General features: G+C 38.8%; 17 protein-coding genes and 1 pseudogene. 15 read left to right on the forward strand and 3 right to left on the reverse strand.

Features of this window, described 5'->3' with window-relative positions; all coding sequences use genetic code 11:
* Positions 1-196 precede the first annotated feature (196 nt).
* From HMPREF2574_RS03005 to HMPREF2574_RS03025, 5 genes are all read left to right on the forward strand, one after another.
* Positions 197-820, forward strand: coding sequence for an SAP domain-containing protein (locus HMPREF2574_RS03005; RefSeq protein ID WP_070812182.1), 624 nt, complete (start codon positions 197-199; stop codon positions 818-820).
* A 65-nt stretch (positions 821-885) separates the two neighbouring features.
* The gene (locus HMPREF2574_RS03010; protein WP_042754202.1) at positions 886-1,383 is read left to right on the forward strand and encodes a GAF domain-containing protein; all 498 of its coding nucleotides are present in this window, start codon (positions 886-888) and stop codon (positions 1,381-1,383) included.
* Positions 1,383-3,047, forward strand: a complete 1,665-nt coding sequence (dnaX, locus tag HMPREF2574_RS03015; RefSeq protein ID WP_024053098.1) for a DNA polymerase III subunit gamma/tau — start codon at positions 1,383-1,385, stop codon at positions 3,045-3,047. Before HMPREF2574_RS03010 ends, dnaX begins: the two co-directional genes overlap by 1 nt.
* A gap of 38 nt (positions 3,048-3,085) precedes the next feature.
* On the forward strand, positions 3,086-3,280 hold the full coding sequence (locus HMPREF2574_RS03020) for a DUF3272 family protein (protein WP_003024260.1): 195 nt from the start codon (positions 3,086-3,088) through the stop codon (positions 3,278-3,280).
* A 231-nt stretch (positions 3,281-3,511) separates the two neighbouring features.
* A complete protein-coding gene (locus tag HMPREF2574_RS03025; protein ID WP_024053099.1) occupies positions 3,512-3,928 on the forward strand; it encodes a YjdF family protein in 417 nt (138 codons plus the stop codon).
* A 61-nt stretch (positions 3,929-3,989) separates the two neighbouring features.
* Here the strand turns inward: HMPREF2574_RS03025 and birA are convergent, their stop codons facing one another.
* Positions 3,990-4,925: a bifunctional biotin--[acetyl-CoA-carboxylase] ligase/biotin operon repressor BirA gene (birA, locus tag HMPREF2574_RS03030; protein WP_070812178.1), complete on the reverse strand. Its 936-nt coding sequence runs from the start codon at positions 4,923-4,925 to the stop codon at positions 3,990-3,992.
* Positions 4,926-4,927: 2 nt separating this feature from the next.
* Positions 4,928-5,929 carry a LacI family DNA-binding transcriptional regulator gene (locus HMPREF2574_RS03035; RefSeq protein ID WP_070812179.1) on the reverse strand — a complete coding sequence of 334 codons (1,002 nt, stop codon included), beginning with the start codon at positions 5,927-5,929 and terminating at the stop codon, positions 4,928-4,930.
* A 237-nt stretch (positions 5,930-6,166) separates the two neighbouring features.
* Here HMPREF2574_RS03035 and HMPREF2574_RS03040 point away from each other — a divergent pair, with 237 nt between their 5' ends.
* The 5 genes from HMPREF2574_RS03040 to HMPREF2574_RS10375 all read left to right on the forward strand — a co-directional run bounded on the left by HMPREF2574_RS03040 (position 6,167) and on the right by HMPREF2574_RS10375 (position 10,808).
* Entirely contained in the window at positions 6,167-7,345 is a 1,179-nt protein-coding gene (locus HMPREF2574_RS03040; protein ID WP_070812180.1) for a galactokinase, read from the forward strand.
* 72 nt (positions 7,346-7,417) lie between these two features.
* Complete coding sequence (galT, locus tag HMPREF2574_RS03045; RefSeq protein ID WP_070812181.1) at positions 7,418-8,899, forward strand: UDP-glucose--hexose-1-phosphate uridylyltransferase; 1,482 nt, start codon at positions 7,418-7,420, stop codon at positions 8,897-8,899.
* Positions 8,900-9,129: 230 nt separating this feature from the next.
* Positions 9,130-9,264 (forward strand): DUF4044 domain-containing protein, encoded by a 135-nt coding sequence (locus HMPREF2574_RS03050; RefSeq protein WP_003024272.1) that lies wholly within the window; start codon positions 9,130-9,132, stop codon positions 9,262-9,264.
* Between the two features lie 57 nt (positions 9,265-9,321).
* Positions 9,322-10,632: a GTPase ObgE gene (gene obgE / locus HMPREF2574_RS03055; protein WP_024053106.1), complete on the forward strand. Its 1,311-nt coding sequence runs from the start codon at positions 9,322-9,324 to the stop codon at positions 10,630-10,632.
* A 14-nt stretch (positions 10,633-10,646) separates the two neighbouring features.
* Positions 10,647-10,808, forward strand: coding sequence for a hypothetical protein (locus tag HMPREF2574_RS10375; RefSeq protein WP_003033070.1), 162 nt, complete (start codon positions 10,647-10,649; stop codon positions 10,806-10,808).
* A gap of 32 nt (positions 10,809-10,840) precedes the next feature.
* Here HMPREF2574_RS10375 and HMPREF2574_RS03060 read toward each other — a convergent pair whose 3' ends face one another.
* Positions 10,841-11,791 carry a polysaccharide deacetylase family protein gene (locus tag HMPREF2574_RS03060; protein ID WP_070241705.1) on the reverse strand — a complete coding sequence of 317 codons (951 nt, stop codon included), beginning with the start codon at positions 11,789-11,791 and terminating at the stop codon, positions 10,841-10,843.
* 178 nt (positions 11,792-11,969) lie between these two features.
* On the opposite strand from HMPREF2574_RS03060, the gene HMPREF2574_RS03065 reads away from it, so the two are divergent.
* The 5 genes and pseudogenes from HMPREF2574_RS03065 to HMPREF2574_RS03085 all read left to right on the forward strand — a co-directional run bounded on the left by HMPREF2574_RS03065 (position 11,970) and on the right by HMPREF2574_RS03085 (position 17,597).
* Positions 11,970-13,256 (forward strand): homoserine dehydrogenase, encoded by a 1,287-nt coding sequence (locus HMPREF2574_RS03065; RefSeq protein WP_024053108.1) that lies wholly within the window; start codon positions 11,970-11,972, stop codon positions 13,254-13,256.
* A 1-nt stretch (position 13,257) separates the two neighbouring features.
* Positions 13,258-14,124 (forward strand): homoserine kinase, encoded by an 867-nt coding sequence (thrB, locus tag HMPREF2574_RS03070; RefSeq protein WP_024053109.1) that lies wholly within the window; start codon positions 13,258-13,260, stop codon positions 14,122-14,124.
* A 316-nt stretch (positions 14,125-14,440) separates the two neighbouring features.
* Positions 14,441-15,710: pseudogene (locus HMPREF2574_RS03075) on the forward strand (PTS sugar transporter subunit IIC).
* Positions 15,703-16,545, forward strand: a complete 843-nt coding sequence (locus HMPREF2574_RS03080; RefSeq protein ID WP_024053112.1) for an alpha/beta hydrolase — start codon at positions 15,703-15,705, stop codon at positions 16,543-16,545. Before HMPREF2574_RS03075 ends, HMPREF2574_RS03080 begins: the two are co-directional and overlap by 8 nt.
* A 263-nt stretch (positions 16,546-16,808) precedes the next feature.
* Positions 16,809-17,597 (forward strand): aldo/keto reductase, encoded by a 789-nt coding sequence (locus HMPREF2574_RS03085; protein WP_224783667.1) that lies wholly within the window; start codon positions 16,809-16,811, stop codon positions 17,595-17,597.
* Positions 17,598-17,973 lie beyond the last annotated feature (376 nt).

The raw sequence follows: 17,973 nt of genomic DNA on the forward strand, positions 1-17,973 counted from the left end.
TCATTCTGTCCGCCGAGCGAATAGAACAAACCAAAACTAATTTATCCTGTCCGAGGGTCGGCTTGTCTCAACCAAAATTGATTCACTTCGTCCGACCCTCGAACGACTTTTTATAAACTAACAAATCTATCATTTTTGAGGAATGACTTTATTGGTGGTATAATAGGTTATGAAAAAGAGGGAAGGGAAACACATCATGCGGGATAGACCGGATTTTACAACGATAAAAACTTATCAAGAGTTTTCTCAATATTATTGGTATCGTGCAGAATTGGCAGACATTTGCAAACGATTGGGGAAGGAGCATTCAGGGGTCAAAAAAGAGCTAGAAGCACAAATCAAACAATATTTTGCAGGGAATGTTGCTCAAAAGAAAGTCCGTTTAAAGACTAAGAAAGAGAAAGATGTAGAGCTTACTTTAGACACGCCCTTACTTACTTGTGGTTTTGCATTTAATACCCGATTTCGGGAGTTTTTCGCTCAGCAGACGGGTAGCAGTTCATTCAAGTTTACAGCGGACATGGCGGCAGCTTGGCGAAAGGTAAAAGCTGAGGGGAATGACCGATTTACTCTGCGAGACATGTTAGCCATTTATCAGGGACAATCAACTTACGCAAAATACGATAATGCTAGTTGCCAATGGAATCAGTTTCTCAAAGACTTTTGTGCTGATGAGAATAATGCTGCTTTTCAGCCAAAACTAAAAGTTGCTGCTATTCTTTGGCAGAAAGTGAAACATTCAACCGCTCCTAAAGTCTATCACCAGCAGCTAGTAAAGAACTTTTGGGATGATATTTCTATGTATTGGAAAAGGAAATAAGAAGAATGATTTGTCCACTTGCGAAAAAACAGTCACGAGGCTGTTTTTTTGATATAATAGAAAATATGAATCAATCAGAAAAAATTTCAAATTATCAATTACTTTTAGCGCAGCTTGAAGCATTACTAGAGGGCGAAAGCAATGCGTTGGCGAATCTCTCAAACAGCTCTGCTCTGCTTAACCAAGCCTTGCCACATTCCGTTTTTACTGGCTTTTATCTTTATGACGGAAACGAGTTGGTGTTAGGACCTTTTCAAGGTGGTGTCTCCTGTGTACATATTGGGCTGGGAAAAGGAGTCTGCGGAGAAGCCGCCGCCAAACGGCAGACGGTGATCGTCGAAGATGTTACTCAGTATGGTAACTACATTTCCTGTGATAGCAGAGCTCGCAGCGAGATTGTAGTACCAATGGTCAAAAACGACCGCTTAGTAGGAGTGCTGGATTTGGATTCTCATCTGGTAGCAGATTATGATGAGATTGACCGAGAATATCTGGAAAATTTTGTGGCTCTCCTGCTAGAGAAAACAAGTTGGAATTTTGAAATGTTTGGAGACAAAGCCTAATGTATCAAGCTTTATATCGAAAATACAGAAGCCAAACCTTCGGTCAGCTAGTTGGGCAGGAGGTTGTGGCGACAACCTTGCGGCAGGCAGTTGAACAGGATAAAATCAGTCATGCCTATCTCTTTTCAGGTCCCAGAGGGACAGGAAAGACCAGCGTAGCCAAGATTTTTGCTAAGGCAATGAATTGCCCCAACCAAAAGGATGGAGAGCCTTGCAATGACTGTTATATTTGCCAAGCCATTACCGAAGGAAGCCTAGAAGATGTCATTGAGATTGACGCGGCTTCTAATAATGGTGTGGATGAAATCCGAGATATTCGTGACAAATCTACTTATGCTCCCAGTCTAGCGAAGCACAAGGTTTATATCATTGATGAGGTTCACATGCTCTCAACAGGCGCTTTTAATGCGCTTCTTAAGACTTTGGAAGAGCCGACAGAGAATGTTGTCTTTATTTTAGCAACGACAGAACTGCATAAAATACCAGCAACCATCCTTTCGCGTGTTCAGCGCTTTGAGTTCAAGTCGATTAAAACCAAAGATATTGTAGAGCACATTGAGTGGATTTTGCAGCAAGAAAATATTGACTTTGAAAATGAAGCGGTGCAGATTATTGCAAGACGAGCAGAAGGCGGTATGCGAGACGCTCTATCTATCTTAGATCAAGCTCTCAGCCTAACCCAAGACAATCAGCTGACAACGGCTATTTCTGAAGAAATCACGGGTTCTATTAGTCTAGGGGCGCTAGACGCTTATGTAGCAGCTGTATTAGCGCATGATACGTCAGTGGCATTAAAAAATCTTGATGTCATATTCGACAGCGGCAAAAATATGGCTCGCTTTGTCACAGACCTGCTGCAATATTTCAGAGATTTGCTCATCGTTAAAACGGGTGGAGAAAATACGCATACGAGTGAAAGCTTTTTAGAAAACCTCAAGACTCCGCAGGAAAGATTGTTTGAGTTGATTGAGATTGCAACGAAGAGCCTTGCGGAAATCAAGAACAGCTTGCAACCCAAGATTTATACAGAAATGATGACCATTCGACTGGCAGAAGGGCAAGATAAAGCAGAATTACCCTCCAATATAGCAGGCGAGATAGAAACGCTCAAAGAAGAAATCAGCCAGCTTAAAAATCAATTGGCAAGTTTGCAGTCAAGTTCCGCACCTAGTAAGCCAGTACAGGAAACACGCTCAGCCAAAACAAGCAAGGGTTATCGAGTAGACCGCCATAAAGTGAATGCCATTCTGCAAGAAGCAGTTGAAAATCCTAGCCTGGCTCGCAGTAATTTAACCAAGTTGCAGAATGCTTGGGGAGAAATTATTGAAAGTTTAGCCGGAGCAGATAAGGCACTTTTAGTCGGCTCACAACCCGTCGCAGCTAACGAAAACCACGCTATTCTTGCATTTGAGTCAAGCTTTAATGCAGAACAGACCATGAAACGGGAAAATCTCAACACCATGTTTGGGAATTTATTAAGCAATGCTGCTGGATTTTCACCAGACATCTTGGCGGTTTCTATGACAGATTGGACAGAGATTCGGGCTGAATTTTCGGCTAAAGCGCGTGGAGAAAATGCACCACAAGCTGAAGAAAAAGAGAATACGGTCATTCCAGAAGGATTTGATTTCTTAGCGGAAAAAATTACCGTTCAAGAGGACTGAATTTAGATTTTTCTGCTGTTTCGTGCTATAATAGAATCATGACAAGACAACAATTTCTTACAACAGCTTTTTTCACAGCAATTGAAACGTATTTTTTTAACGAAGCAATGATGTCAGGACACTATTTATTTGCCGTTTTCTGGGCGCTTCTAGTGATTCGCAATTTACAGGTGAGCTATGTCATGGGTAAAATAGTGGACGAAATTGACAAACATATCAAACGTAAAAAATAACAAGAAAGGTTGGGGTGAAAATCCTCAACCTTTTCTTTTCAATTTGAAAAAATATTCTGCTTGCTGTAAAATAAAAGTGCAAAGATAAAAACACAGTTTCGGTTGGTAGTCCGAACATATTCGTGACAGGCTAGATTTGTTTTTCTAATGACAATTGAAGTAGGTCACGACTATCAGTAACCCTCCTCCTTGGTTGTCCCTTCTTTGTAATGTATTTAAGGAGGATGCTGTATGGAACATGTTTCATTAGAATTGACCATATACTTTGAAAATGGCTTTTATTATGGCCTATTTGAGCAAGAAAATGCTCAAGGTTTGTCCGTTTGTCGGGTGACATTTGGAGTTGAGCCCCAAATGAACGAGGTTTTGGAATTTGTTAATCAGAAGTTTTCACAACTACAATTTAGCCCGGCTGTTGCACTAAAGAAAAAAAGACATTGTGCAAATCCCAAACGCTTGCAGCGATTAGCAAAAAAAGAAATGAAGCGTGAAAAACGCTCAACGAAATCACAAGATGCACTAAAACTGCAACAAGAGTTAGATAAACAAGCTAAACGTTCCAGATTGAAAGATCAAAAAGAATATATGCAAAATAGAAAATTCCAATTAAAACAGCAAAAACGCAAAGAAAAGCACAAAGGTCATTGATTTTGTGCCGAAAAAAGAAGGAGACAAGTTGATGTTTATTCAATTTATCTCCTTCTTTTATTTACCAACTTGTTAAAGAAACTTCACCGCTGTTTAGCCACATTTCTTGTCCGGTATCTAATTGGATCAATAGCTGCCCGGTATCTGATATTTCCTTGGCAACTCCTTTGTAGTCTTTGTCATTTTGGCAAAAAGTGACCGTCCGACCTAAGACAAGGGAGTGTTGTTTGTAAAGGTAAACCAGCTCGTCTGGATCACATTCATAAAAATCTTTCCAAATTTCAGCAATGAGTTCATTGCGTGTGATAGGTTGCTTTTCGTGGAAGAGAGAGGCAGCCCTATTTTTTAACTCTTTCGGAAAATCAGAGATTGCGAAATTGATGCCCACTCCAATAATCACATCAGTGACTAAGCCCGTCTCGACAGAAGTAATAGCTTCGGTTAAAATGCCTGCTATTTTCTTGCCCTTGTAGTAAATGTCATTGACCCATTTAATGTCCATTTCCATTAAAGTGAGATCTTTAATAGCCTTATAAATGGCCCCAGCAGTCAGGATAGTATAGGCGGGAATTTGTGGGAAAGGCAGATTGGGCTTCAAGTGAAGCGTCATATAAATTCCTCCTTGTTCTGGAGCAAAATAACTTCTGCCAAAGCGTCCACGACCAGCTGTCTGAGAAGAAGCAAGATAGAGCGTATTGGCAGGCTTACCAGCTTCAATTCCTTCTTTGGCATCAAGTTGAGTGGATTTGCAGTTTGGATTGAAGGAAACTTGAATGGGAGCAGTTTTTTCGATTTTCTCAGCAATCAATAAATCGCCTGAAAGGAGCTTATAGCCTTTATTTTTTATCGATTCAACATGAACGCCTTCTTTTTCCAAATGTTGAATAGCTTTCCAGATAGAAGTGCGTGAAATTCCTAACTCCTGTGCTAATTTTTCACCACTGACATAGTCAGACTCTTGACTAAGAATGTCAAATAAAATTTCGTATGTTTTCATGTCTATAAACTGCTCTTTCTTAGGGTTAGTTTGGTGGCGAGTGTTACCATACGTGGAATGGTTGAGCTAGGATGTTGAAATTTCTCATGCAGCAGTTGTAGTCCTTGTCTGCCCATTTCCTCTGTAAAGACAGTAACCGTGCTGAGTGGCGGATAGACGTACTTGGCAATAGACGTATCGTTAAAAGCAATTACATTAACACGATCTGGCACAGGAATATCTGCTTCTTGCAGTGCTCGAAGTACACCCACAGCTAAAGCATCACTTGCTATGAAAAATGCAGTCGGAAGTTGTTTGCCTAAATTTTCAATCAATTCTTTCATCATAGAATAACCTGATTCAGATGAAAAGTTTCCTATTTTGACATATTTTTCTTGATAGAGTTGTTTGTTAGTTAGGTAATTTTTAAATGCTAGCAAGCGTGGATCGGATAGAGTAGTGGTTTTGTCAGAAGTTTGTTCTTGACCAATCAGCAGTCCAATTTGTTGGTGTTGCTTTTCTAAAAAGTGATTAAGAACAGCTATAACAGAATTTTCAAAGTCAGCCATCACACAGCTATGTCCATAGGCAAGTGTATTGCTATCAATAAAAACAAGGTGTTTTGTATAGAGTTCTAGTTCTTTAATTTTTTGAGTGCTAAATTTTCCAATCGCGATGATGCCGTCAACTTGATCGAGATGATTTAATTCTTCGTTATTGAAAAAGCGCATAACATCATAGCCCAATTCTTGGGCCTTTTTCTCTACCCCAAGACGAATGGCATAGTAGTAGAGGTCGTCTAGTTCCTCCTCTTCTGTGTACCATTCTACAATCGCAATTCTGCGGTTGTGGGAATTTCGCTTGCTTCCTCTTTTTGTTTTTTTATATTCTAATTTCTCTGCAATATCAAATATCTTTTGGCGAGTCTCATCACTCACAGACATGGATTGGTCATGATTTAAAACGCGTGATACAGTTGCCGGAGAGACACCAGCACTTTTTGCAATATCTTTAATCGTTGCCATGATTGTTTCCTAATTTCTTTAAAGAATATGTCTATTATATCTTAAAAATTAGTAAAATACAAAAATATTTAGTAAATTTTCTAAAGTCTAGTATGAAAGCTTGACGAGTATTATTTTTTACAACTTAATTGATAAATTTTTTGGTAAAATTTTACTAAAATACTTGAAGTTTTACTAATGATGTTTTATAATAAAGATAATAAAACGGTTACAATACCAAATAAAAAGGAGACTTTTATGTCAACGACTCTTTCAATTCAACAATTGCGTTCAGACTTTGCAACAGTTTTTGGAACAGAAGCAGATCATACATTCTTTTCACCGGGTCGCATTAACCTAATTGGTGAGCATACAGACTACAATGGTGGTCACGTTTTTCCTGCAGCTATTTCGCTAGGAACTTACGGAGTGGCGCGCAAGCGTGACGATAATTTACTTCGTTTTTACTCAGCAAATTTTGAAGACAAAGGGATTATTGAGGTGCCGCTAGAAGATCTTCGTTTTGAAAAAGAGCATAATTGGACGAATTATCCGAAAGGGGTGCTTCATTTCTTGCAAAAAGCAGGACATGTCATTGATAAAGGGATGGATGTCTATGTTTTTGGAAATATCCCAAATGGTTCAGGTCTCTCTTCATCGGCTTCTTTAGAGCTACTAACAGGAATAATTGCAGAGAGACTATTTGATTTAAAATTAGAGCGTTTAGATTTAGTAAAAATTGGTAAACAAACAGAAAATGAATTTATCGGTGTTAATTCTGGAATCATGGATCAGTTTGCCATTGGCATGGGAGCATATCAACGGGCAATTTACTTAGATACGAACACGCTCGAATACGAGTTGGTACCGCTTGATCTCAAAGACACTGTGGTTGTCATCATGAATACAAACAAGCGTCGTGAACTAGCAGACTCCAAGTACAATGAACGCTGTGCAGAGTGTGAAAAAGCAGTCGAGGAATTAAAGCAAAAACTCTCTATTGCAACCTTGGGTGAATTAAATGAGTGGGATTTTGATGAATACAGCTACTTAATTCAAGATGAAAATCGACTCAAACGTGCTCGTCACGCTGTATTGGAAAATCAACGGACACTTCAAGCTCAAGCTGCTTTGCAAGCTGGCAATCTGGAAAAATTCGGTCGCTTAATGAATGCGTCTCATGTCTCACTTGAACATGATTATGAAGTCACAGGATTAGAGTTAGATACCTTGGCTCATACTGCATGGGAGCAAGAAGGAGTGCTGGGCGCTCGCATGACAGGAGCAGGATTTGGCGGTTGTGCCATTGCTTTGGTTCGCAAAGATGCAGTGGAAGCTTTTCAAAAAAATGTTGGGCAAAAATATGAAGAAGTCGTAGGTTATGCACCGAGCTTCTATATTGCTGAAATCGCTGGTGGCAGCCGTGTGTTGGATTAAGCAAGCGTTTTACATAATAGTAATAAGGGCTGACGAGGATTTCAGCCCTTTCTATAAAAGAAAGGAAAATCAATGGCACGAAATTTACTGAATGCCTTTGTAACAGAGGTCATAGCAAATAGCTCTTTTACAGAAATCGACCGAATTTATTTGACAAATCGCGTCATGAGTCTGGTTGGAGAAGAAGCTGCAAAGCAAGAGACAGCAGCAACCAGCTTAATTGATCTCAAAGATGATTTACTAGAAGTTGCTTTAGCAGTTGGAAAAATCGGCTCAACTCTTGCAGAACAGGATATTCTTGGGGCAGAGTTGATGAATTTAGTCACGCCAGCACCTAGTCAGCTCAATCAGCAATTTTGGCAAACTTATGAACAAGATCCTGAACGAGCTATTGCTGATTTTTATGAGCTTAGTAAGCGCAATGATTATATCAAGGTCAAAGCTATTGCTAAGAATATTGCCTATCAAACACCGACTGAATATGGTGATTTGGAGATTACGATCAACCTTTCTAAACCAGAAAAAGATCCCAAGGAAATTGCAGCAGCTAAGAAAGCCAAGACGAGCCACTATCCAGCTTGCCAGCTTTGTTTTGAAAATGAAGGGTATCAAGGGCGACTAGATCATCCAGCGCGAGCGAATCATCGAATTATCCGCTTTGATTTAGTCGGACGAGAATGGGGCTTTCAGTATTCTCCCTATGCTTATTTTAATGAGCATTGTATCTTTTTAGATAGCAAACATACTCCTATGGCTGTCAGCCGTGGTACTTTTGCGCGTCTTTTGGATATTGTAGAGACTTTTCCGAGTTATTTTGCGGGATCCAATGCTGACCTTCCTATCGTAGGAGGTTCCATTCTCACTCATGACCATTATCAAGGTGGACGACATACTTTTCCTATGGAAAAGGCAGAGCTGAACGACACTTTCACCTTTGCAGGTTTTGAAAATGTAGAAGCCGGTATTGTCAATTGGCCCATGTCGGTTTTAAGGTTGCAATCAACTGATAAATTCGCATTGGTAGATTTGGCGGATAAAATTTTACAGAAATGGCGCAGTTACTCCGATCCGACTGTTCAGATTTTAGCTGAGTCAAATGGTGAACTACATCATACGATTACTCCAATAGCACGTCAAAAAAATGGTAAGTTTGAATTAGATTTGGTTCTTCGGGACAATCAAACGTCAAAAGAATATCCAGATGGTATTTATCATCCGCATAAAGATGTTCAACACATCAAGAAAGAAAATATCGGCTTGATTGAGGTCATGGGCTTGGCAATTCTCCCACCTCGTTTGAAAAATGAGATAAAAGAAGTTGAAGAATTTCTTTTGGGGCAAAGAAAAGAAGTGGCTCCTTATCATCAAGCGTGGGCTGAACAGTTAAAAGCTAGCCATTCAAATATAACGGCAGAATCAGCTCAATCAATTGTACGTGCTTCGGTTGGTCAGATTTTCAAACGTGTCTTGGAAGATGCAGGTGTTTACAAGTACACAAAAGAAGGTCAAATCGCCTTCATGCGTTTTATTGAATCGATTGGTCTAGTGAAATAACCTATTAAAAAATTGCTATTTTCGGAGATGACTATCGAGACAGCTTGGAAATGGCATTCGACACATCCAAACGGTTACACTGATTGACATTGAAATCCAGCAGGAAGCCTGTTGGATTTTTACTTTGTGGGGATTTTCAGTTGTAATCTTTTTATTTCAGCTATCATTTGAAAAACTATCTTCTTCATGTTACAATTAGAAGAGTAAATTAAATACATAGAGGTAATATCGTGGCTTTTGGTGATAATGGACAACGGAAAAAAACAGGATTTGAAAAATTGACTTTGATTGTAGTTGTTATCATGTTATTGGTAACGGTTGGAGCAATCTTTGCAAGTGCACTTGGTGCTTTGAGCAATTTCTAATCCTCAAACGCTTGAAAGAGCGTTTTTTTAGAGTGAAAAACGAGAGAAGAGAAAAATATGAGTATGTTTTTGGATACAGCTAAGATAAAAGTCAAGGCTGGCAATGGCGGTGATGGCATGGTAGCTTTCCGCCGTGAAAAGTATGTCCCAAATGGTGGACCTTGGGGCGGTGACGGTGGTCGTGGCGGCAATGTTGTTTTTGTCGTAGATGAAGGGCTTCGCACTTTGATGGATTTTCGCTACAATCGTCATTTTAAGGCTCAGTCTGGTGAAAAGGGAATGACCAAGGGAATGCACGGTCGTGGTGCAGAAGATTTGATTGTTCATGTACCACAAGGGACAACCGTTCGTGATGCTGAAACAGGGAAAATCCTGACAGACTTGATTGAAAATGAGCAAAAGTTCGTCGTAGCTCGTGGCGGTCGTGGCGGTCGTGGCAATATTCGCTTTGCGACGCCTAAAAATCCAGCACCAGAAATTTCTGAAAACGGTGAACCAGGTCAAGAACGTGAACTCCAGTTGGAATTGAAAATTTTGGCAGATGTCGGTTTAGTCGGATTTCCGTCTGTTGGGAAATCAACTCTTTTGAGTGTGATTACTTCTGCTAAGCCGAAAATTGGCGCTTATCATTTCACAACTATTGTACCTAATCTTGGAATGGTTCGGACGCAGTCCGGTGAATCCTTTGCTGTGGCAGACCTGCCTGGCTTGATTGAAGGAGCCAGCCAAGGTGTAGGACTTGGAACACAATTCCTTCGCCATATTGAGCGAACTCGTGTCATCTTGCATGTCATTGATATGTCAGCTAGTGAAGGACGTGATCCTTACGAAGATTATCTTGCTATCAATAAGGAATTGGAATCCTACAATCTTCGCTTAATGGAACGTCCACAGATTATTGTTGCTAATAAAATGGACATGTCTGAGAGTACAGAGAATCTAAAAGTCTTTAAAGAAAAATTAGTAGCAAATTATGATGAATTTGATGAACTGCCACAGATTTTTCCAATTTCAAGTTTGACGAAACAAGGCTTGTCAACGCTTTTGGATGCAACTGCAGAATTGCTTGATAAAACACCTGAATTTCTGCTTTATGATGAGTCCGAAATGGAAGAAGAAGCCTACTATGGCTTTGATGAAGATACTCCAGCATTTGAAATCTCACGCGATGATGACGCTGTCTGGGTTTTATCTGGTGATAAGTTGGAAAAACTCTTTACCATGACAAACTTTGACCGTGAGGAGGCTGTCATGAAATTTGCACGGCAACTACGTGGTATGGGGGTAGACGAAGCATTACGGTCGCGTGGTGCTAAAGATGGTGACTTGGTTCGTATCGGCAAATTTGAATTTGAATTTGTAGACTAAAAAGGAGCGATTTTATGGGTGATAAACCAATATCCTTTCGTGATAAAAATGGCAATTTCGTTTCTGCAGCTGACGTTTGGAATGAAGAAAAACTCGAAAAACTTTTTAACAAACTCAATCCGAACCGAAAATTTCGCTTGGAACGTGAGAAATTAGCACAAAAGAAAAAAGAATAGGACTTGCTCATTTTTGAGCCAAGTCCTATTCTTTAATTTGTAGCAATTTCATTTAATAAGTCTTGTGCAGTCGTTGTTGGATTGACACGGACACGGTTGAGGGTTAGAAGTCCGTCATTAAGAAAAGCTAGTCCATTGTTGGTTGTTAACCCCATTTTATAGCCAAGGCTTTCAGCAATCTGTGTCGTTGTTTCACTATAACGTCCAGAAGGATAAGCAACCGTCGTTGTGTTTTGTGACAGGTTGCTGTCTAGATATTGCTTAGAAGCTTGCAATTCTGTCGTTTGTGTTTCTGCACTTGAAAGGGATAAATCCGGATGATTAACGGTATGATCTTCAAAAGACATTCCCTTTTGCTTCATTTCCTTGATTTGCTCAAGCGTCAGCATATCCTCGCGCCCATTTTCGACAAAACCAGTAATGACATTATTGGTTGCCCGCATTTGGTATTTTTGAAGAAGTGGGAAAGCATTGGTGTAAAAATCTCTCAAACTATCATCAAAGGTCAACCAAACGACTTTTTTATTTTTCGGAAGGACATTTTCAGTCAAAACTTTATAGGCTTCCTTTGGCGTGAGAGTATAATAGCCAGCGTCTTTTAGAGCTTTCAAATGACTTTCAAACGTTTCAGGAGAGACAATCAAACCAGCATTTGCTGCTTCAGAAGGATCCATATTGTGAATCGCATGGTACATCAAAATAGGGAATTTAACAGGCTGATCTTGCTTTATCCATTTCACTTTGCTTACTTTTTCACTAGATCCAGATGTTTCTTCAGTAGTTGCTTGAGAAGTAGAAGATTTGCTCACTTTTGAAGTGGCAGTTCTGGTATGGTTATTAGCCAGATTTGTTCCAGAGCGTTTCCACATAAATGTTCCTGCAATAACCAGAACAACCAATAAGATGAAGCTTATAATAGCACGCCGTTGTCTCCTCTTACGAATACGATTTCGTACAGAACGATTACCAGAATGTTTTCCCATTATGTGGAACTCCTTTTACTTTTAAATCACTATGTATATTTTACCATATTTCTGACTAACCGTTCACAATTTTTTAAAATAGATTTCTATTATTTTTATAAAAATCCTGAAGTCTGCTTACTAGAAAAAAACAAGTTTATTTGCTATAATAAAAAGCATAAAATCTCAAGGAGTAGTCATGTCTATTAAAATTGCTTTACTTGGTTTTGGGACAGTTGCTAGTGGTGTTCCATTTTTATTGAAAGAAAATAGTGAAAAGATTGTGCAAGCAGCTCATTCAGAAATTGAAATTGCGAAAGTATTGGTAAAAGATGATGCTGAAAAAGAACGCTTGTTAGCAGCAGGAAATCATTTTAATTTTGTCACGACGATTGATGAAATTGTAAATGATAATGAAGTAACGATTGTCGTTGAATTGATGGGGCGTATTGAACCTGCAAAAACTTTCATCACTCAAGCGTTAGAAGCAGGTAAGCATGTTATCACTGCAAATAAAGACTTGCTGGCAGTTCATGGCGCTGAGTTGCTTGAGATTGCTGCAAAACATAAGGTAGCTCTTTACTATGAAGCGGCAGTAGCGGGAGGAATTCCGATTTTACGCACGCTTGTTAATTCCCTAGCTTCTGATAAAATTACACGTATTCTTGGTGTGGTCAATGGGACATCCAACTTCATGATGACCAAAATGGTAGAAGAGGGCTGGTCTTATGAGGCGGCACTTGCTGAAGCACAACGACTTGGATTTGCAGAAAGTGACCCAACCAATGATGTGGATGGGATTGATGCTGCATATAAAATGGTTATTTTGAGTCAATTTGCCTTTGGAATGACGGTTAAATTTGAAGATGTCACCCACCAAGGCATTCGCAATATTACACCAGAAGATGTAGCAGTTGCGCAGCAATTAGGCTATGTTGTCAAATTAGTTGGTTTCATTGAAGAAACGGAATCGGGCCTCGCTGCAGAAGTCACACCGACCTTTTTACCAAAATCTCATCCTATTGCTAGTGTAAATGGCGTGATGAATGCAATCTTTGTAGACTCTATCGGTATTGGTGAGTCGATGTATTACGGTCCAGGTGCGGGACAAAAACCCACTGCAACAAGTGTTGTTGCAGATATTATTCGGATTGTTCGACGGATTAATGAAGGAACTGTTGGAAAAGCCTTTAATGAGTTTCAGCGTGAATTAGTTCTGGCTAAACCAGAAGATCGTAAGAGCCCGTATTACTTTTCGATATTAGCACCTGATGCGAAAGAACAAGTTTTACGCTTAGCAGAAATTTTTAATGCTGAAAATGTCTCCTTTAAGCAAATTCTGCAACAAGGAACAGACGGAAATACTGCACGTGTTGTGATTATTACCCATGCTGTCAACAAAACGCAGCTAGAAAATGTCACTCGAAAATTGCAGGCAACTTCTGATTTTAAATTATTGAACACCTTCAAAGTATTAGGAGACTAACATGAAAATTATTGTACCTGCAACGAGCGCAAATATTGGTCCGGGATTTGACTCGGTTGGTGTAGCTGTCAGTAAATATCTAACCATTGAAGTTTTGGGAGAAAGCGACCGTTGGCTAATTGAGCATGATTTGGAGCGGCGTATTCCTTCAAATGAACGGAATTTATTGATTAAAGTGGCGCGCAGAATTGCTCCAGCTATTCAACCTCATCATTTAAAAATGACAAGTGATATTCCTTTAGCGCGTGGTCTGGGTTCTTCTAGTTCCGTTATTGTTGCAGGAATTGAACTTGCAAATCAATTGGCAAATTTGCAGTTGTCAAATGCTGAAAAATTGAATTTTGCGACGAAAATTGAGGGACATCCAGATAATGTGGCACCTGCTATTTATGGTAATTTGACGATTTCTAGTTATTTAAACGAGAAAGTTTCAACTGTGGTGACGGAGTTTCCAGAAGTAAGCTTTATTGCCTATGTTCCAAATTATGAATTGCGTACTAAAGACAGCCGTGGGGTTCTTCCAAAAGGTTTATCTTATTGTGAAGCTGTCACTGCAAGCTCTGTAGCGAATGTGGCTATTGCCGCTTTAATGAAGGGCGATATGGTAACAGCGGGGCGTGCTATTGAGTCCGACCGTTTTCATGAGCATTTTCGCCAAGGTTTGATTAAGGAATTTCCAAAAATCAAGATGTTGGCAAAGAAAAACGGTGCGTATGCGACTTATCTATCAGGAGCAGGACCTACTGTGATGGTTCTAGCACCAAAAGACCAGTCGAATATGATAAAAGAGAAAATAGAAGAGCAACAATTTAAAGGACAAGTTTTTGACCTTCAGGTTGATTGCCGAGGCGTTCGAGTAGAAAAATGAGAAGAGAGTGAAGAGGGTGGAACAGAACTAATGAAACGAAAATTTAGTTCGTAATCCTACCTTGTGGCTCTTCCGAGCTTGAAAGGTGTTAATTGCTTGGAAAGCTCTATCTGCCACCTCAAGGCAGTACTTTGAACAATCAGTCGCTGCGTTGTTGATTTATTACATAGTATGCTTTTAGGTTGGGAATTTTTGTCCTAACCTCTTTTAATATTCTTACGAAAAATTCCCTCTTGTCTATTTATTCAAATGTATGCTATATGATGTTCAATAAATTAACCAGAAAAAGTCGTATAGATCAATACTTAATAAAAAAATGATTGCCTTTCGGCAAATGAGTTTCATTAAAATTACACAAGAAACATTGGTATCGCTCTTTCCGTTTTTTTGCTGACGACGATAACGATGGTTTTTTCTGAATCCATTTTTGGTATAAATGGCTATATCAACAATCTTTTTGCGATTCGGCATTGGTTTCCTCATTTTTCAACTATTAGCTTAGTTACGAAAAATTTCACCTATCTGATAGGGGATTGGCAGGCCCTTTAGCGACTTATTTTAGCGCAAAATACACAGCTGGTTATTATGGTCGTAGTACGGGGACAGCTGGGATTACAGCCTTTATTTTTAGCTTATTAGTTAATTCGCGCGAATTATTTTCGGTGGTTTTAAATGACGGCGCTTTGACGAAAATCAATCTTCCTGTCAATATCAATCTAATTGTTGCGATATTGATTGGTTATGTGGTGGGACAAATTTTTCAATTTTCAAGTCCGAATGATGATCACATTGTAGATGAGCATTTTATTTATTACCCTAAAACGTTGTGTCCTATCTTTTGCTCGTTTGCTCTGGCTGTCTTGGTTAGTTTTCTCATTAATCTAGGCAATCGATACAATGTTTTTTCAACAATTATAACTTTTTTGTCAGGCTTAATTGTCAATCGAAATAATATCTTTGTCATTGAAATGAATACCGCCTTACGGACTTTTAGCGCTTGGATTGGAAATAGTAATCCATTTAATGACCTGCCATTTATCAATGACTCCTTTGCCTTGGATAATCTTAATTATGCTTTGAAACATCATACTACAACAGGGGTACCTTATCTCTTTTCAACGACCAATCTGTATGATGCCTATGGAACATTTGCGGGACTGGGCGGAGTTTTAGCCCTTCTCGTAGCTATTCTCTGGAAATCTCGGAGCGACAAAGACCGAGATGTGAGTTTGAAAAGTATTTTCCCTTCCCTTTTTAACCATGGTGTAGCCTTTATGGTTGGGATTCCTATATTTTTCAACTTTCTATTTTTAATCCCTTTTATCCTCGTACCAATGCTGAATGTCTTTGCAGCTAGTATTTTTCTATACTTTAGAATAATGCCTCCGGCTGTCTATCCAGTTCCTAGCGGAGCGCCAAGTGTACTTTATGCTTTTATTGGAACAGGTGGAAGTTTGCGAGCATTAGCAGTAGGAATTTTCATTTTTATTATCGATATTCTCATTTATATCCCTTTTGTGAGATTTAATGACCGGATTCATGAGGAACTCAGACAAATGGATCAGAAAGGAGGCGAACATGACTAAAAAGGTAAAAATAGTGTTACTAATTGTTCTAATTTTTTTGATAGGACTAGCAGTTCCCTCTTATAGTTGGACGAGAAAAAACATTGATCAAATTGCTAAATTTTATAATGCTCGGATGTCGCCAATCATTATGATACCAGGTAGTTCTGCTACGGAGAACCGCTTTGACGGCTTGGTCCAAAAGCTCAATCAAAGACGTCGCGGCGTGAAGCATAGCTTGCTCAAAGTTAAGGTCTGGAATGACGGACGAATTACATATAGCGGATCTATCGCAGCGAATGATAACGAGCCAATTATTGTAATTGGTTTTGAAAATAATAAAGATGGCTATAGTAACATCAAAAAACAAGCCAAAATGGTTGACGTTGCCTTTGAAAATCTCCAAGGAAAATACAATTTCAATAATTTTAAGGGCTTGGGTCACTCGAATGGTGGTTTAATTTACACAGCTTTTATTGAAAATTACCTCGACAGCTATGATGTGGAATTGAAGAAGTTGATGACAATCGGAACGCCTTATAACTTTACTGAAACCAATATCAACAATAAAACTGAGATGTTAGCTGATTTCATTAAAAATCGTGAAAATATTCCGACCACTTTAGCTATGTATTCTGTTGCAGGAACCATTACTTATGATTCAGACGAATTGGTACCAGATACGAGCGTGAGTGCAGGGAAATATATTTATCAAGGACAAGCAGCTCACTATACAGAAACTACTGTCACAGGAGAAGATGCACAACACTCTGACTTGCCAACAAATGATGAGGTTGTCTCCTTAGTCCAAGAGCGCCTTGTAGATAGACAAAACCAGCGAAATCAAAGAAATTGAGAAGGAGTAGGACAGACGACTAGGGGTGTTGACACAATCTTGTTCGTCTATCTTAGTCTCCTTTTTTGTATTGTTATAAATTTTGAATTAAGTGATGATTTGCTATTCATTTTTTGCATACTGCTCTGCAATTTTGCTATTGTACTTTTTCTGAAAAGAGCGTTATACTTATAATAAAAATTGTGAAAAGAGGAAATTACATGCAAAATATAACCTTAAACAACGGTGTAGAAATTCCAATTTTAGGTTTTGGAGTGTACTAAATTGCTCCCAAAGATACCAAGAGTGCTGTGCTAAATGCTATCAAGGCAGGTTATCGTCATTTTGATATTGCTCAAGCCTATGCCAATGAAAAGGAAGTAGGCGAGGCGATTCGAGAGTCTGGGATTGACCGCAAAGAGTTTTTCATCACTAGTAAAGTCTGGCTATCCAACTATAGCTGCGACAAGGCTTATGCCTCGGTTTTAGAATCTCTTGACAGAATGGAGTTAGATTATCTGGATCTTATGTTGCTCCACCAACCTTTTGGTGACTATTATGGTGCCTACCGTGCTTTGGAAAAACTTTACAAAGAAGGAAAACTTCGAGCGATTGGTGTGTCTAACTTTTATCCAGATTGTCTCAGCGACATTGTAGCTTTCAATGAGATTACACCACAAGTCAATCAAGTGGAAACTCACCCACTAAATCAACAGATATTCGCACAAGAAAATATGATAAAAAATAAGGTGCAAATTGAATCTTGGGCTACTTTTGCAGAAGGTCGTGGTGACATTTTCAACAATCCAATTCTCAAAAGTATTGCTGATAAACATGGTAAATCCACTGCACAAGTCATCATGGTTCGCTGGCAAGTTCAACGGGGAATTGTTTGCTTGACTAAGTCTTCACGTTTTGAGCGAATGAAGGAAAATATTGATGTTTTTGATTTTGAACTCAGTGCAGAAGATATGACAAAGATTGCAAGTATGGACACCCAAACCAGCCTTTTCTTTAATCATCAAGAAGCCAGCACAGTAGATCTCTTTTTAGGATTTCTGGGGAGAAAATGAGAACAGGATTTTCGTTTGATTTCAGAAAATAACTATGTTACTTTTTATTCAGATAATATTTTAATAACAATTGGGTATAATTACTTGATTTTCGTTTGAAAAAGATTATTATATATGTAAGTAATCGGATGTAAAGAATGCTTTATTATAATTTTTGAAAGGTTATCTAATGTTAACTCCAAAATTTATTCTATTTGTTCTTGCTAGCTATTTTATCTTACCAATTATTGCATTGTTATTTCCAAACAAATATGTTAAATTAATCGTATTTGTGATATTTCTATTAGAAAATATTTTGGTGATAGGTCTGTATATAAAGGGCAAGTATTTTAACTAATCATCTTATTTTACAATACAATAGTAACAATAGTACCAA

The organism is Streptococcus sp. HMSC034E12 (assembly GCF_001835915.1).
Taxonomy (GTDB): Bacteria; Bacillota; Bacilli; order Lactobacillales; family Streptococcaceae; genus Streptococcus; species Streptococcus vaginalis.